This window comes from Saccharopolyspora sp. NPDC045941 (assembly GCF_056431445.1).
Window position 1 is genome coordinate 1 of record NZ_JBWKKU010000119.1, and the last position, 13,481, is coordinate 13,481.

The 13,481-nt window shown below is 66.8% G+C and carries 15 protein-coding genes; 9 read left to right on the forward strand and 6 right to left on the reverse strand.

Going from position 1 to position 13,481, the window contains the following annotated elements; genetic code table 11:
- Positions 1–150: 150 nt before the first annotated feature.
- Positions 151–1,425 carry an IS256 family transposase gene (locus tag AC07FN_RS44750; protein WP_478401177.1) on the reverse strand — a complete coding sequence of 425 codons (1,275 nt, stop codon included), beginning with the start codon at positions 1,423–1,425 and terminating at the stop codon, positions 151–153.
- Positions 1,426–1,708: 283 nt separating this feature from the next.
- A complete protein-coding gene (locus AC07FN_RS44755; RefSeq protein WP_478401178.1) occupies positions 1,709–1,861 on the reverse strand; it encodes a hypothetical protein in 153 nt (50 codons plus the stop codon).
- A 173-nt stretch (positions 1,862–2,034) separates the two neighbouring features.
- Between AC07FN_RS44755 and AC07FN_RS44760 the strand changes: the two genes are divergently transcribed.
- Complete coding sequence (locus AC07FN_RS44760) at positions 2,035–2,481, forward strand: STAS domain-containing protein (protein WP_478401179.1); 447 nt, start codon at positions 2,035–2,037, stop codon at positions 2,479–2,481.
- A 474-nt stretch (positions 2,482–2,955) separates the two neighbouring features.
- Here the strand turns inward: AC07FN_RS44760 and AC07FN_RS44765 are convergent, their stop codons facing one another.
- Complete coding sequence (locus tag AC07FN_RS44765) at positions 2,956–3,261, reverse strand: hypothetical protein (protein WP_478401180.1); 306 nt, start codon at positions 3,259–3,261, stop codon at positions 2,956–2,958.
- Positions 3,262–3,847: 586 nt separating this feature from the next.
- Positions 3,848–4,180 carry a hypothetical protein gene (locus tag AC07FN_RS44770; protein ID WP_478401181.1) on the reverse strand — a complete coding sequence of 111 codons (333 nt, stop codon included), beginning with the start codon at positions 4,178–4,180 and terminating at the stop codon, positions 3,848–3,850.
- Positions 4,181–5,905: 1,725 nt separating this feature from the next.
- Between AC07FN_RS44770 and AC07FN_RS44775 the strand changes: the two genes are divergently transcribed.
- Both AC07FN_RS44775 and AC07FN_RS44780 read left to right on the forward strand, forming a co-directional pair.
- Positions 5,906–6,217, forward strand: coding sequence for a hypothetical protein (locus AC07FN_RS44775; RefSeq protein ID WP_478401182.1), 312 nt, complete (start codon positions 5,906–5,908; stop codon positions 6,215–6,217).
- A gap of 223 nt (positions 6,218–6,440) precedes the next feature.
- On the forward strand, positions 6,441–6,782 hold the full coding sequence (locus AC07FN_RS44780) for a hypothetical protein (RefSeq protein WP_478401183.1): 342 nt from the start codon (positions 6,441–6,443) through the stop codon (positions 6,780–6,782).
- Between the two features lie 54 nt (positions 6,783–6,836).
- Here AC07FN_RS44780 and AC07FN_RS44785 read toward each other — a convergent pair whose 3' ends face one another.
- Together AC07FN_RS44785 and AC07FN_RS44790 are read right to left on the reverse strand one after the other, a co-directional pair.
- Positions 6,837–7,034 carry a hypothetical protein gene (locus AC07FN_RS44785; RefSeq protein WP_478401184.1) on the reverse strand — a complete coding sequence of 66 codons (198 nt, stop codon included), beginning with the start codon at positions 7,032–7,034 and terminating at the stop codon, positions 6,837–6,839.
- Between the two features lie 37 nt (positions 7,035–7,071).
- Positions 7,072–8,682 (reverse strand): sulfatase-like hydrolase/transferase, encoded by a 1,611-nt coding sequence (locus AC07FN_RS44790; RefSeq protein WP_478401185.1) that lies wholly within the window; start codon positions 8,680–8,682, stop codon positions 7,072–7,074.
- Between the two features lie 173 nt (positions 8,683–8,855).
- Between AC07FN_RS44790 and AC07FN_RS44795 the strand changes: the two genes are divergently transcribed.
- From AC07FN_RS44795 to AC07FN_RS44820, 6 genes are all read left to right on the forward strand, one after another.
- On the forward strand, positions 8,856–9,392 hold the full coding sequence (locus AC07FN_RS44795) for an MGH1-like glycoside hydrolase domain-containing protein (RefSeq protein WP_478401191.1): 537 nt from the start codon (positions 8,856–8,858) through the stop codon (positions 9,390–9,392).
- A gap of 176 nt (positions 9,393–9,568) precedes the next feature.
- Positions 9,569–9,937 (forward strand): hypothetical protein, encoded by a 369-nt coding sequence (locus AC07FN_RS44800; protein WP_478401186.1) that lies wholly within the window; start codon positions 9,569–9,571, stop codon positions 9,935–9,937.
- A gap of 71 nt (positions 9,938–10,008) precedes the next feature.
- Complete coding sequence (locus tag AC07FN_RS44805) at positions 10,009–10,290, forward strand: DUF6406 domain-containing protein (protein WP_478401187.1); 282 nt, start codon at positions 10,009–10,011, stop codon at positions 10,288–10,290.
- A 279-nt stretch (positions 10,291–10,569) separates the two neighbouring features.
- Positions 10,570–11,511: a hypothetical protein gene (locus tag AC07FN_RS44810; RefSeq protein WP_478401188.1), complete on the forward strand. Its 942-nt coding sequence runs from the start codon at positions 10,570–10,572 to the stop codon at positions 11,509–11,511.
- Positions 11,430–12,821, forward strand: a complete 1,392-nt coding sequence (locus AC07FN_RS44815) for an SUKH-4 family immunity protein (protein ID WP_478401189.1) — start codon at positions 11,430–11,432, stop codon at positions 12,819–12,821. The genes AC07FN_RS44810 and AC07FN_RS44815 overlap by 82 nt, the downstream gene beginning before the upstream one ends.
- 125 nt (positions 12,822–12,946) lie before the next feature.
- Positions 12,947–13,279 carry a hypothetical protein gene (locus tag AC07FN_RS44820; RefSeq protein ID WP_478401190.1) on the forward strand — a complete coding sequence of 111 codons (333 nt, stop codon included), beginning with the start codon at positions 12,947–12,949 and terminating at the stop codon, positions 13,277–13,279.
- Positions 13,280–13,481 lie beyond the last annotated feature (202 nt).

Sequence of the window (13,481 nt, forward strand, 5' to 3'; positions counted from 1 at the left end):
AGGTGCGGCAGCAACACGTCCAGCCATTCACGATCACACACAGACCATGATCACAAACTCCCCCATTAGACCCGGCGACCAGACACAAAGTTGATCACGCAATCAACGACAGAGCCCAGTTTTGGGTGTAATTGGGTTTGATGATCTGGGTTAGTTGCGTGCGGCGGACAGGCGTCCGTCGAAGGCGAGGTCGAAAGCGTTGAGGGCGGCTTTCCAGCGCATGGTCCAGCGTCCGCGGCCTCGTCCGGTGGGGTCCAGGCCCATGAGGGCGAGGTAAAGGCATTTGAGGGCTTGTTCGGTGGGGAAATGCCCTCGGGCGTTGATCGCACGGCGTAGCCGGGAGTTGATGCTCTCGATCGCGTTGGTGGTGCAGATGATCTTGCGGATCTCGACGTCAAACTGCAAGAACGGCACGAACTCCGCCCACGCGGCGGTCCACAACCGCACGATCGCGGGATACTTCTTCTCCCATTTCTCGCAGAACTCGGCGAATCGGTCCAGGGCGGCCTGCTCGCTGGGGGCGGTGTAGACGGGCCTGAGGTCCTTGGCCAGCGCCGGCCAGTCCTTGCGTGAGGCGTAACGGAAGCTGTTGCGCAGCAGGTGAACGACGCAGGTCTGCACGATCGCTTTGTCCCACACCGTGGTCACCGCGTCGGGCAGGCCTTTCAGGCCGTCGCAGACGACCATCAGCACGTCCTGGGTGCCGCGGTTTTTGATCTCGGTGAGCACCCGCAGCCAGTACTTGGCGCCCTCGCCGTCGCCGTGTTCACCGGCCCAGAGCCCGAGGATGTCCCGCTCCCCGCTCGCGGTGACACCCAGCGCGAGGTAAATGGGCCGGTTCGCGACCTGTCCCTCCCGGATCTTGACATGGATCGCGTCGATGAAGACCACCGCGTACACCCGCTCCAGCGGCCGGTTCTGCCACTCCGTCATCCCCTCCAGCACCCGGTCGGTGATCACCGAGATCGTCTCCCTGGACACCTCCGCCCCGTACACCTCGGCCAGATGCGCCGACACCTCTCCGGTGGTCAGGCCCTTCGCGGTCAGCGACACCACGATCCCGTCCACCCCGGAGAGCCTGCGTTGCCGCTTACGCACGATCTTCGGCTCGAACGAGGCATCCCGGTCCCTGGGCACGGTGATCTCGACCGGACCGGCCTCGGTCAGCACCGTCTTCGACCGCGTCCCGTTCCGCGAGTTCCCCCCGTCACGACCGGCCGGGTCATGCTTGCCGTAACCCAGATGGGCGTCCATCTCGCCCTCCAGCGACGACTCCAGCACGATCTTGGTCAGCTGCTGCATCAGCCCACCCTCGCCACCGATGGCCACCCCATCGGCCTGGGCACGCTTGACCAGCTCGGCCACCACCTGCCGGTCCACCACCGGCGAGACCTGCAGCGACGCGTCCTTGCTCTGATCACTCATGGTGCACTATCCTCCACTGTGGACAGTTACACCGCAGAACTTACAGTCCCGTGGGAGGCGCTGGCAGTGGAGATCCATAGATTGTGTGCGCCAGGTATGCACAGAGGAACGCTCGGGTAGCCAGAAGGCCCACTTACTCCCCCGCTCTGGCCTGTCCGAGGTAGCGAAACAGGCCGTCGAGCACGTTCGTGGCATCGCTGTACAGGAAGCCTCTCGCGACGATCAACAGATCACGGTGCGCCCGGAAAGTCTTAGTAGAGCTGGACATTCGCTTCTCTCGTCGTTAGACCTGCAGGCTGGCGATGAGCTTGCTGGCTGTGGGTTTGGTCAGGCGCTTGACCGCCTGCATCGCCTTTTCCTGCGGTCCCCGCGAGGCGATCGAGGTGTTCTTGATCGCGGCCGCGAACTCGAACTCGCTGTCGGAACCGGTCGACAAAATGATGTTGGGCGGTACGGTGGGTGCACGCCCTTGCGCCGAACGCGGCAGCCACGGAGTGGTTCCGCCGGTTTCGTTCTCGGGGTTGTTGTCCCGGCCCGGGGCCGGGACAGGGATGTCGCCACGGGATCGTCGGTTCTTCGTCGGCTGCCCTGTCTGGAGGAGGCAGCCCGATGACCGCACATGCGTCCCGCCCCCGCAGCCCGTCACGACGGGCGGCCCCCGAAACCCCTGCTGCCCATTCGGGCCTGCACCTGCGGTGTTGGCGCCCGACGAGCACAGCCGTGGTGATCCAGGCCGGCGGCGACCTGGACTGCCGCACCGCCGCCTGTCTGCATGAGCTGCTCGCGGCCCGGTTGTCCTCGATGGTCGACACGGTCGTGCTGGACCTCTCCGGGCTGGACTTCATCGGCGTGGCAGGGCTGGAGCTGCTGCTGCACGCCCACCGCCAGGCCGACAGCCGCGGTATCGACCTGCGGCTGGTCACCGACGACGCCCCCTGCCTGCAGCGGGCGCTGATCGCCGCCGAGCTGACCGAGGCGTTGTGCTGTTATGCCACGCTGGAGCGGGCGCTGGCCACGGTGACCGGACGAGTGCGCGATCTGCACGCCGCCAGCTGAGCACGACGCCGACATCACGCTGGGGACGGGCAGGTCGTCGACCGGGGAATGCCGAGCCGGATGGCAGTGGGCGACTCGGCGGCCTCAGGCTCGGACACGGGGCTCGGCTGCCCGGGACGGTACCGAACATCCTGCCGTGTTCCTCCACCATTCCCGGGCAATGCACGCATACGCCCCCAGTACACCGTTCATGCGCGCGGAGCCGAGTCCCGTGCGGGGCGCCCAGCGAGCCACATCCGCGCCCCGCCGTTGGATACCACTTACGCCGCACGGTTGAAACAGCCAATCACCCGATCCGGGCGAATGCTGCCCAGCGGGCATCGCCGGCACCGCAACCAAGGTGGCCGGCCACCGCCTATGCGGGCGGTTTATTCGCGCCAGGCCGCCGAGTAACCTCCCCGTCGCCCGGCTCCGCCCCTTTGGGGCTGGCCCACCACACGATCGCCCGCTGAATCCCACCGGCCAGGAGCGGGCTTACCGGCGGCGCGGCATCTCGGCGTCCTGCCGCGTCGGGTGCGGGCGCACCGGGTAAGTGGTGCTGGCTACGACACGGCCGTCGACCACGCCGCCGGCGGGCATCGGGTCGGCGAGTTCCGCGCCGGCGACCTGGCGCAGCGCGGTGGCCATGACCTCCCGGCCGTGCAGGGCCACCAGGACATCGAAGGAACTCGCCGCGGCCGCCGGGTTCATCCCGGCCAGCACCTCCAGCAGGTAGCGCACCTGCTCTCGCAGCTCGCCAAGCACCACTTCGCCGCCGGCCGCACTGGTGAAATGGCTCACCTGTAACCAATCGGCCGGAGGTCACCCACGCTTGAGGCCACGGCTTCCGGACGAATGGGGAACGGTTCCCCGGGCGGGCGAGGACCGCCCAGCAGTGGCGCACGGCCGTGGACGTCGAGGATGGCGTCGGGGACTGCCCCGGCGCAAGATCTGTCCCGCTCTTTCGCGTTTCCCCGGACACCAGAGGCGGCGTGGAGGCGCTGCCGAGGCGGACGAACACCGCCGACGCTGGAAGTCAGCGGTGGACGCGCCTCGCACCACCACCCAGGCCGTGCAGGGCGCGTCCCGTGTTTCACCGGCAGACCGTGCCGCTGGTCGCCCCACGGTGAAACAAACCCGCTTGGGCCCACCTGTCGGGCCCGGTCCGCAGTCCTCGGGCGTGGAGCCGCCCGGGGAACGCGGGCGAGGGGATGGAACGCCGTCGCGCGGACAACGTAGGCCCGCCACTGCACTGCCCCCAGGCCGACACGCCCTCACCACGCCGCAGAGGGCCCGGACGAGGGATCCGGGCTGTGCGAGACGGCACCGCGCCGCCCGGCCGACGCGCCCGCGCACCCTGCACCGGGCGCGGGGGTGTGTTCGTCGTTTACGTGTTCCCGCCGTCACCGGCGAGCTGCAAGCAGCGCTGCTCGGTCAGCGGGCAGGCAGACCGGGCCCGTGCCAGCAGATCAGCCACGGCGACGACGGTGTCGTCGTCCTGGTCAGCGATCCAGGTCAGCAACGCGTGATCGGAGCACACCAGCTCCATCCCGGCCAGCGGGGCCCGGAGGTGTTCGAGGTTGGCCATCACCCGCCGGCGCCGCTGTTCGCGTGTCTCGCCCACGGACCGGCCGGGCACCGGGAACGACCTGGGGGCCTCGTTCCAGCGGAGCGCCGGGATGTACTGCCGGCCGTCATGGTGGTCTTCGAGCATTCCCATCTCCACCACCTCCTCCTCATCCGGGGATCCCCTGGCTAGCAAGGGCATATGCCTCAGGAGGCGGGTCGAAAGTCCCCACCTCCGAAGCGGGTGCAGCACCCGTCCAGTGAGGACACAACACGATCAACCAGGCTTGAACTGCATTGCGAAAGGTCTTGAACCGGAGCATTGCGTTACCGATCGGTAGCGCTCAATGTTCATAGGAACGTTGACCTGCGAAAAGGAGGTCCCACGTGGGCTCGGCAAGGCGTCGGGGGCCTTGCCGGGATTCGGGGAAGGGTGCGGGTGGTCGTTGGCCGGCCGCCCGCACCGCAAGTCCGCCCCACCGCGAGGCGCTCCGCACCGAAGCCCCCTCGGTGCGGAGCGCCTCGCCTGCAGTGTTCCACCGCCCTGCGTCCCTGTGACGGAGCGCAAGTGAAACAACTATAGGACCCACCATGTCGGGCCCTTCTCGACGTCCTGAACGGAGGAGGAGTCCAGGACGTGCGGCGAGGATGGAACGTCACTGGAAATCCTCGCCCGGGGGAACCTAGACCTCGTGGGGGTCACTCCGCACCTTTGCGTTACCCACAACAGTGGTGGTATAGGCAGGCGCGGCATATACAGCTCGCCTGTTCGCCGACCGGTCGCCGACATTGTGGACACTGCGGCGTTGTTCAGCCGGGCTGTGTAGATCCGGTACACCTTGCGTTCGGCTGATGCTCCGTCGGCGCCACGCCCAGCTCCGCGGCGGCGGCGAGCAGCGCGTGGTGGACGTCGGGAAGAGTTGTGACGTGCAGGCTGTAGCCGTGACCGCGACAGACTTCGACGAAAAGCCCGACAAGGTCAGCCTCAATGCCCGACCGTTCTTTGTGTGGCAGGCATTTGTGGAGATCGGGGAGTGCTGGCGGGGATCCGGCCATCCTCGCCGGAATCCGCACTCAGGTGACCTCCGTTCGGGTGCTGGCGCAACAACCCGAACACGCGCGTGTCGTGCCGCTGCGAAGCCTGCGTGCCGGAAAGTCGCCCCATCCCGCCGCTGGAGTACAGAAAGAAGAAACCCGAACCCGGCAGAGGGTGAACGCACGCCTGGGCTTGTTCTTGGCGGCGGCGTTTCGCGTTGGCGTTGCTGCCGGCACGCTTCCTCTTCCTCCTTGCGGCGTTGCTCGGCCGCCCGTTCCCGTTCCTGTTGCTGCCGTTTCCACTCCTTTTGCCGCTGCCGCATGCGGTCGTGCCGTGCTTCGTCACCGACGCTGCGGGGGCTGGTCCAGATCAGGTGGCGGCGGACGTAGCGGTCCGGATCCCGTGCACCGCGGCGTCCTCTACACCGAACGGTCCGTGATCGCAGCGGCCGAAGCCCGCACCCTCACCGGCACGCAAACCCGCCACCAGGCAGCACAATCGGCGTGACAGGAGCTCGTCAACACGGCGGCACTACCAGGTTTACCGACCGCTCCGCCGCCGGTGACGGTTGTCGTCCTATGTGGAGATAGCCACCCGCACCGTCGCGCAACGCGCCGCCATGCAAGGCCAAACGCCTACTCGCAGAGACCGATCAGCAGCGCTGGCAGCCCGAGATCGAGGGCACGAACGAGTCAACGACGGAAGCGCTGCTACGCCAGGCGAACATGAGCAGAGGCACTTCGGCCGGACGGGTGTCGCTCTAGAGGGTTGGAGAACTTGTGATCGCCCCCTGCTGTGTCAGGATCACCCGGCATGGATCGATCACAACGCAGAGCGTGGCTTATGCAGTTGCCGCTGTGGGCGGCGTTCATCGCACTGTTCGGGTTGGCCATGTGGTGCACCGTTGGCTTGATCGCGTTGACCTGGACTGGCTCAGCTCCGGCCAACCCGGCGACCGAGGCCTGGTACGCCCAGGGCCTGTTCGTGTCCCTGGTGGGGTCGGGCCTGTTCTTCTGTCTCGCGCTGCTGTGCGGAACACCCGGGTCGACTCGGCCCGTCCGCGAGCACGCGTCGAGTGCCCTTGACGGCCGACCGCACACTTCTGACCATCCACCGCAAGCAGGGCCGGATCTCGGCGACGACCTCTGGCGCTGACACGATCAATCGCGGGCGCACTGCTCGGATGATTACCGGATGGTACCGGCGCGCCGAAATGCCCGCTTATGCTCCAGCGACTGTCCCAGTGGGATGGCATTGCCGAGAGCACCCCACGATCCCGCTGACGCTGTCCGCCTGGCGCGTGTTTTGATAGCTATGGCCGCTTGATCCCCGTCTACGCACCGCGACGCTCGACGATCTCGCCACGTTGGCTCGACGGGTGAACGAGACCGTCACAGCCATGGCGAAGTTCAGCGTGACGCTGTCAGAGCGCACGTTGAGCGAGAGCTCTCGAGCAGAGCTGTTGGTGTCGGCGGGTCAGGCCATCTCGTGGACGGATGCGGTCGGCGGCGTGGTACGCGTCGCTGCACTCGGCGGCATTAGAACAGCTGAGGTGACCGGCTGCGTGCTCACTACTTCGCGATGGGCGGCCATTCCGCTGACCCTGAGCAACGGCCCCGCCAGGAACATCCGAGCCACAGAACCCGAGGAACAAAAGCTTGTTATCAGATGCCGCACCGTCCTCGGCGGCCTTCTCAACGAATACCAGGCCGCAGCGTAACGGCGTGGTCACTGCCATAGGCCGAGTTCTGGACCAGGACAGGCCCGCACGGGCTCACCCCAATGCCGGCGTCACGGTCCACGCGACCTTGATGATGATCAACGACCTCGCCCGCTCCGCGGCACCCGGGACCGCGCCGACGTCGAGCGGGTCCTGAACGCCGTCGCCCGCAGCATGCTGGGACTCTGACGTCTCCAGCGACTGCTCCTGCGTTACGGCGCGGGTGCCGCCCAGCGACGCCGGCGGGCGCAACGAGAGCGCCCGCCGATGCCAATGGGCGGCATGCCCGTCACTGTCGGGCGAACGCCGCCTCTGCGTCGCTCTCGCCCGTGGACTGCCCCGGCTCCCCCAGTTCGACCGTCACCGAGTGGACGCGGCCGCCGACGAACGGGAACCGCCCGGAATAGCGGTCGGACACCGGATCGCCCTTATCCCGGCCCACCCGGAGACCGTCGCCGGAGAGGCTGAACCGCCCGACCTGGACGCGCATGGACGTCGCTGCCCCCGGCTCGTCATCGACCGCGATCGAGGTGGTGCCGAGCGACTCGGCGTACGGTCCCGAGCCCTCACGACGGAACACCACCACCACGCGCCGACGTCCGGGCGTGATCGCCGTGGAGACGGTCTGGTCGCGCTTCACGCCCAGGAAGTTGTAGACGTAGTGCACCTGTCCCCCGTCGATGAACAGCGTGTGGCCACCGAAGCGTGACCCCTGCGCCATCAGTACCCCGCGCGAATCGTCGCCCACCTCGACGTCGGCCACGATCCGGTAGGAGCGTCCCCGGATATCGGCCGCCACCGACTCGGGCACCGCCGCCGTGTCGGGGAAATAGACATAGCCGCCCCGGGGTGGCTCGCCGCGCGGGCGTTCGTCGCTGAGGATCTCCAGGGCCGTGCGATCGTCCAGCGGGAAGACCTGATTGCGCAACGCCTCTTCCTCCCACATCTCCTGCAGTTCCTGGAGCTTCTCCGGGTGTTCCGCGGCCAGATCACGACTCTCCGACCGGTCTCGGTCGACGTGGTACAGCTCCCAGCGGTCCGCGGGAAAGTCGCCCCGTCCACTCAACGGCGCGTGGACTGCGGACGCCTTCCACCCGTCCGCCCAGATCCCGCGGGTGCCGAGCATCGAGTAGTACTGCCGCCGCTTGGTCGTGGGAGCGGACGCGTCGTCGAACGAGTACCGCATCGACACGCCGTCCAGCGGCCGCTGCTCGACGCCTCGGTAGGTGCTCGGCATCTCAAGCCCGACGGCGTCGAGGATGGTCGGCACGATGTCGGTGGCATGGTGGTACTGATGCCGGATCTCACCGCGCGCCGCCATCCCCTGTGGCCAGTGCACGACCAGCGGATTGCACGTCCCACCGGAATACTGCGAGTAGCGCTTGAACATCTGGAACGGCGTGGAAAACGCCACTGCCCAACCGGTCGGATAGTGGTTGTACGTCGCCGGGCTGCCGATCGCGTCGATGTTCGCCAACGCGCTCGCGACATCGTCGGGGTAGCCGTTGAAAAAGAAGTTCTCGTTCACCGATCCGTTGGGCGTGCCCTCGCCCGAGGCTCCGTTGTCAGCGCAGTAGAGGATCAGCGTGTTCTCCAGCTGACCGGTCTCCTCCAGATGCTGGACCAGTCGGCCGATCTGCACGTCGGTGTACTCCGACATCCCCGCGAACGCCTCCGCCATGCGGGAGAAGAGCCTCCGCTCGTCCTCGCTCAGCTCCGCCCACGGCCGAACAAAGTCCGCCGGGTTGGCGACCTCATCCGGGATCGGGTTCAACTCGGTGAGCTCGGTGCCCTCCGGCAGGATCCCGCGCTCGACGCACGCTTCGATCTGCAGTACTTCGGGGGCCCCGGACTCGACGACCAACCTTGCTCTATACGTGCCGCTCTGCGACGTCGACATGTCACCGAAGATGGGGTCGGTGTAACGCGCCGTAGCAGCGTAGCTACCGACCACAGAGAGCAGCCCGGTGGCTGGGTCAAAGCTTTGCCATGTGTTGATCGCCGAGTCGCCCTCAAATGACCAGCGGACATGGGAGCTGTCCGGCACTCTTGCCCCCGCTGTAACCGGGCACTCTGCCGGCATGGCCGACGCAGTTCGGCGCGCAGTCCGAACGCGTCGCGGCCTGGCTGCGCGAGCACACCTTCGACCCGGCCAGCGGCTACTACTACGACGTGGACGTCGCAACGGAGCGGCCACTGGTGGAGCGCGGCATGGGCATCGAGGGGACGATACCGCTGTGGGCGGACGTGGCGTCACCGCCGCAGGCGGCCGGCGTGCGGCGGGCGCTGCTCGACCCGCACGCGTTCGGCACCCACCTGCCGTTCCCGACGGTCTCGGTGTCCGCCCCCGGATTCGACCAGACCGCCTACTGGCGCGGACCGAACTGGCTGGACCAGACGTACTTCGCCATCAGCGGACTGACCGACTACGGCTACCGGCCGGACGCGACGCGGGCCGCGACCGCGCTGGTCCGGCGGGCCGACGGGCTCCTCGGCAACGCGCCGATCGGGGAGAACTACGACCCGCTCAACGGCACCCGGCTGAACTCCAGCAACTTCAGCTGGTCGGCGTCGGTGCTGCTGGTGCTGGCGAAGTCGACGCTGCGGTAGCCGCCCCGGCCCGCCGATCGCGTTGCCCAAAGCCCTCCGGCTTTCCCACCTTTCCCCGCGATCAAAGCGAGGTCGAGAGCGATACGTGCCTTGGTCCTGCGCCTGGCACCGCCACAGCAGCACGGTCGCGACAGCTAGGGTCGACTGTTCGTCCCTTCACCGATAGGAGAGAGTCCATGTCGCATTCCGGCGCGCCGGAACCGGTGCAGCCCATCCCCGTCACTGCCGAGGAGGCGTTGGCTGCCGCTCGCACCCGATTCGAAGTGCTGGATCTGGAAGGAAACCCGGCGCCGTTGCACGTGGCTGAGTTCGACATCGGCTTCCTCGTCCACGCCGTCATGCCCCCGCCGCCGCCCGGCACTCAGGTGCCGTTGGGTGGCAGTCACATGGTGATCTCCAAAAGCGACGGAGCCGTCACCCATGTCCCCAACTTTCCGCCGGACTCCGCGATCGAGCTGTACCGCAGCCTGCGCCGGCCCAATGGCGGGGACGGCCCACCTGAGGGCTGGAAGGCTTTGGACCGGATGTCTGATACAGCACTGTGAAACAACAGAGTTGAGAGATCAGAAGGGCCGCAATACTGCGGCAAGCAGTACACGTCTTTGGAGGATGAGACATGAGCAGTGCCGACACGATTGGCCTCTGGCACGGAATTCAGCGAAATATGCAGAACGTCAGCTTCTCAGTGAACGATATCTACAGGGAGTCCGACGCATCGGTAAGGGTTCGACTCGTGACCGTCACCACCGAGGAGCAGAATCACACCCTCCGAATTGGCGAGACCTTCCCCGTGGGCGACGAGACGTGGCAGCTCACCGACTTGACGGGTTGGCCGAGCGAGGACGACTGGATCGTGATGCTGCGCCGCGTCGCGTCTTTCCCATCCGCTGACCGTTAAATTCATCAGGATCTACCTCGACCATGAACGGGCGTGCGATACCGGCGGAACCCTGCGCCCAACTCTGCACGCGTTCACGCCCGAATATCCCCGGGATCGCGGTCGACGACTACCGAACTTGCCACGAGAATGCTCAGCCTGCCGAGCATCGACGGCTGGGTCGGCGAACTCCCCGCGTAGGCCGAACCCCCTGCCAACCTCCCCGCACAGGCACCGATCCCCGAGCGCGCTGGCCCACTACTGTGATCGAGTTCGGCAGCGGTGGCGACGAGGAGCGACGTGACAGTGGCATCGGTGGGCATTCCCGCGGAAGGAGTGCCCGGTCGCGTGGGCGCATGGTGGCGTGCCGGTGGACGGGGCGGCAGCGCCGCCTACGTCGTCGCCCCGGTCGGTGTCGATGCCGGAGCCGTCATGCAGCGGGTGCACGAGGACGTACCCGGGAGTGTTCTCGTCGACGTCGCAGGGCTCACCGCCGAGCAAGCGATGTACAAAGCCTTGGTCGAGCTGGGAGTTGACCTGTCTCCCGGCACGCCGGGCGGCTGGTGGAACGACTGGCGGGACGCGCTCGATTCGTGGAGCGAAGAGCGGTTGTTGGTGCTCGTCAACACCCGCCGCGCCGGGCTCACCCGGCAGTCGTACGAGCCGGAGCGGCTGATCCGCAGGACCGTCTTCCGGCTGACGCGCGGGAAGTTGGCCGTGCTGACCGATACCGGCCCCGAAATCCTGCCGCCAGGCGTGCCTCCCGAGACCGTTTTCCGCCTGGCCGAACCCGCCGGTGACGTACCCGCTCCCGACGTACCAGCCGTTCTGCGCGCCCTCGCCCTGGCGGAGCCGCGCATCGTGCCCATTCCCGTCTGGGCGCAGCTCGTCGTCGCCTTGACCGGCGAGACCATGACTCCGGACGAACTCACCGAGTTGGCTCGGGAACATTCAGACGTTCTGCTGGCGGGTCCACTCGGGGTTTCCTTCGCCGAGGAGGGTGTGGCCGAAGCCCTGCGACGCCAAGTCGATTCCGAGGAACATGTGCGCGTCAGCCGGCACTTGGTCGACTGCTGCTGCGCACGTCCGCCGACTTCCGGCATCCGGAGGGGTGGGTCGAGGCCGGAGCCGTCGGGCTGTACGCCGCCGCCGGGCTCGCCATGCACGCCGTGCAGGCGGGGGCGTACGAAGAACTTCTGCGCGATGGGCGCACGGTGGCCCATCTACCGCAAACCGCACTGATGGACTCGGCGCGATGCCACAGCCTCATCATCCCCGGCAACAGCCCCGCCGCCGATGCGATTCATCTGTGGGGATGGGGAGTTGCACCGAAAAGTCAGCGCGAGTGGGCTTCCTGGCTGCATTTGATGGCCTGGTCGCGCAACGATCGCGAATTCGCGCAGTCCGTGGCTTCGTCCGGCGTCTCACTTCCCTGGCGCACGAAGTGGGCCCACTGGCGGCCGCCGGGTGGATACCACGCACGTTTCCTCAAGGCGGGCGGGTTCGCCAGGCTGGTGGAAGTGCGCTGGCAGGGACGGGCCGCCATTGCCGGGTTTCAGATACGTGCGGTAGATGATCGCACGGTGGCTGGATGGCCGGAACCGTACGTTTCCATCTGGGACTTGGAGACGGGCGAGCTCGTCGCAGGTCCCTGGGAAAAGGATGAGGATCTGCTGGAACATCGCGCGGACTCGGGTTTGCCCCCGGCGACCAGGACACCGCCCCCGTCGGCCTCACAGGCCGACGAGCGGTCCGGGTCTCCCACACACCTCAGCGAGCTGTTGGCCTCGTCGTTCCCCCGACGAGACGATCGCGCTTTCATCCTGCACTGCGTGCCACTGACCCTGGGCGATGTCGTCGTGTTCGGGGGCGAGCTGGGGCTGATCGCCATTCAGCCAGCGAACGGCGTGGACCCCTCGGACACCTTCGGCTCCCTGCAACGGCCCCTGTCCTCGGGTTATGCGAAAGCGGACCCGTGCAGCCCCGTTGATGCCACGCCCCCGAACCACCGTGACCTGATCAGCCTTTTCAAAGACGACATCTGGGATGCCGAACCCGAGGAAATTCCCGAGGAGTTGACCCATCAGCCGACGCGCGAGCTCTGCACCGAGTTCGGCCTGCCGGACATGAGGGAGGGCCGCATGTCGCTCCTGCCGCTCGGGGATCTGGACGTCGACCTCTTCGACGAGGTGGACTGGCCGAGTTATGCCGAACCCGTGGCGGAACGCGGGCCCTTCTTCCAGATCGGCAGGTGGATGGGGGGCCAAATCGTCATCGACGGGCCCACCGGGCGCATCCTGCGCGTCCCGACCGCCCCAGTCCCGACCGGAGTCGACGAGGAGCATCTGGCCGGGCTTCCCGCTGCACGCGACCTGGAGAGCTTCCTCGCCATGGTCGCGCTGTATGTCACCGGGATCCGCACCCGTGCCCTCCTTCCTCCGAGCAACCCCGAGCGGGATCAGATCGCTTATTGGGTCCTGGCGGAACTGGCCGCAGTCGATGAGAGGGGCGGCGAGCAGCCCGCCTGGTCGTACGTACTCCAGAACGACTGACACGACGAGCGCCACATCGGTGTCGGCGCATCAGTCGACGAGGTGGGCGACTGATGCGCCTCAGCCCCTCCTCGCAGTTGACACCTGTCCGGACGTGTCCGGACGGATTCGGTAGTGACCACAAAATGCTGGATTTCCCGGGAAGCTCCGTTCGCCTCACCCGCGAAATCGCAGAGACCGTCGACAGCCATCTCGAACTGGCGGAGCTTGCTCTCAGGCGCTTCCACCTGGATTGGGGAATCCACCCTGAGGAAGAGGTCACTCGCGAGGAAGCCCTGGAAGAGGGCGACTTCACGCGGGCCCAGTTCAACGAATCCGGCGCGCCCCTGTTCGCCGAATTATACGATTCCGGCCGCCTTTCCACGTTGATTACTGGACGAGCGACCCGGATGGCGTCAGGAATGATCACCTGCTGCGCCATCCGTGCACATCTCTCGCAGGTAAGCGAATTCAGGTGATCTTGCCGGATATCTGGCCCAATTGGAGCGGATCAGCACCTACGACGCCGCACTGATGACGCTGCAGATCGACCTTCAGCGGCAGTTGAAGAAGATCGAGAAGAATTCCTAAGAGTTCCTAGCAAAAGGACCACTGGTTGTGTCTGGGTTTCCTTGATCGTGGATCATGGTTGGGTGAGGAAGGGTGAGCAGCCGCCGTGGA

Bases quoted from the DNA above. Each gene is read 5' to 3' on its own strand.
- AC07FN_RS44770 (WP_478401181.1), bottom strand. From the start codon at position 4,180: ATGGGAATGCTCGAAGACCACCATGACGGCCGGCAGTACATCCCGGCG.
- AC07FN_RS44790 (WP_478401185.1), bottom strand. From the start codon at position 8,682: ATGTCGACGTCGCAGAGCGGCACGTATAGAGCAAGGTTGGTCGTCGAG.
- AC07FN_RS44820 (WP_478401190.1), top strand. From the start codon at position 12,947: ATGCTGGATTTCCCGGGAAGCTCCGTTCGCCTCACCCGCGAAATCGCA.
- AC07FN_RS44775 (WP_478401182.1), top strand. From the start codon at position 5,906: ATGCAGTTGCCGCTGTGGGCGGCGTTCATCGCACTGTTCGGGTTGGCC.
- AC07FN_RS44805 (WP_478401187.1), top strand. From the start codon at position 10,009: ATGAGCAGTGCCGACACGATTGGCCTCTGGCACGGAATTCAGCGAAAT.
- AC07FN_RS44750 (WP_478401177.1), bottom strand. From the start codon at position 1,425: ATGAGTGATCAGAGCAAGGACGCGTCGCTGCAGGTCTCGCCGGTGGTG.
- AC07FN_RS44800 (WP_478401186.1), top strand. From the start codon at position 9,569: ATGTCGCATTCCGGCGCGCCGGAACCGGTGCAGCCCATCCCCGTCACT.
- AC07FN_RS44760 (WP_478401179.1), top strand. From the start codon at position 2,035: ATGACCGCACATGCGTCCCGCCCCCGCAGCCCGTCACGACGGGCGGCC.
- AC07FN_RS44815 (WP_478401189.1), top strand. From the start codon at position 11,430: ATGCACGCCGTGCAGGCGGGGGCGTACGAAGAACTTCTGCGCGATGGG.